Here is an 848-nt window from a genome sequence, read left to right on the forward strand (position 1 = left end):
AGAATGAACAAGCAAACTTTTTATAGCTTGCTATCAGGTGTGTGGACTAAGCTATTTGGTGCCGAGCTCAAATATATTGAGCCCCAGCCTCATCAACAAGAATGCATTTTAGAGTGCTTTGTAGAAATACCTATCGTTGGCCAAAACAATTTTTTAATGGTTTTAGCAATGCCAACAAAACTTAGCTACAGGGCCGCCTCTCTATTATTTCAGCTACCGGAAGAAGAGCTCAGCAAAAACGACGCAAATGACGCGCTCTGTGAATTAGGAAATATCCTGGCAGGCCAAGTACAACTCGAAATAAGCGAAGATACACACTTAGATGTGCCGATCCAGCTTACGAAGGAACAAGCGCAAACGCTAATGCAGGATATTGAGCCGGATTGGGAAGTCTTTACGCAGGATGAAGACGGAACAACCATATATGCCGGCGTATTTATTGGACAAAGTTAGCGCAATGAATAAACTATCGCTTCAAATAATTAATAAAGCAATTCAAACACTTGCTATATACAAAGGGTCTTATCCGCAATGAAATTTCTTATCGTAGACGATAGCCGTGCCATGCAAGTTATTGTTAAACGTGGCCTAGAACAGCTGGGTTATAGCGACAATGAATACAAGACGGCAAATAACGGAAAAGATGCGCTTAATATAGCCAAAGACTGGACGCCTGACCTAATTCTATGTGACTGGCATATGCCGGAAATGACAGGAATTCAGCTGCTGCAATTATTGAATAAATTGGAACTACCCAGCAACATCGGGTTTGTCACCTCAGAAACCTCTGAGAGCCGTTTAAAAGAAGCGAAAGAAATGGGTGCATGTTTCATTGTAAACAAGCCCTT

General features: G+C 41.6%; 2 protein-coding genes. Both read left to right on the forward strand.

What is annotated here, in order from left to right; all coding sequences use genetic code 11:
- Positions 1-453, forward strand: a 453-nt coding sequence (locus A3766_RS04240) for a chemotaxis protein CheX (RefSeq protein ID WP_156508677.1), incomplete at its 5' end; no start/stop codon positions are given.
- A gap of 78 nt (positions 454-531) precedes the next feature.
- Positions 532-848 (forward strand): response regulator (locus A3766_RS04245; protein WP_156508678.1); only part of this gene is annotated, 317 nt, incomplete at its 3' end.

This window comes from Oleiphilus sp. HI0132, from assembly GCF_001635845.1.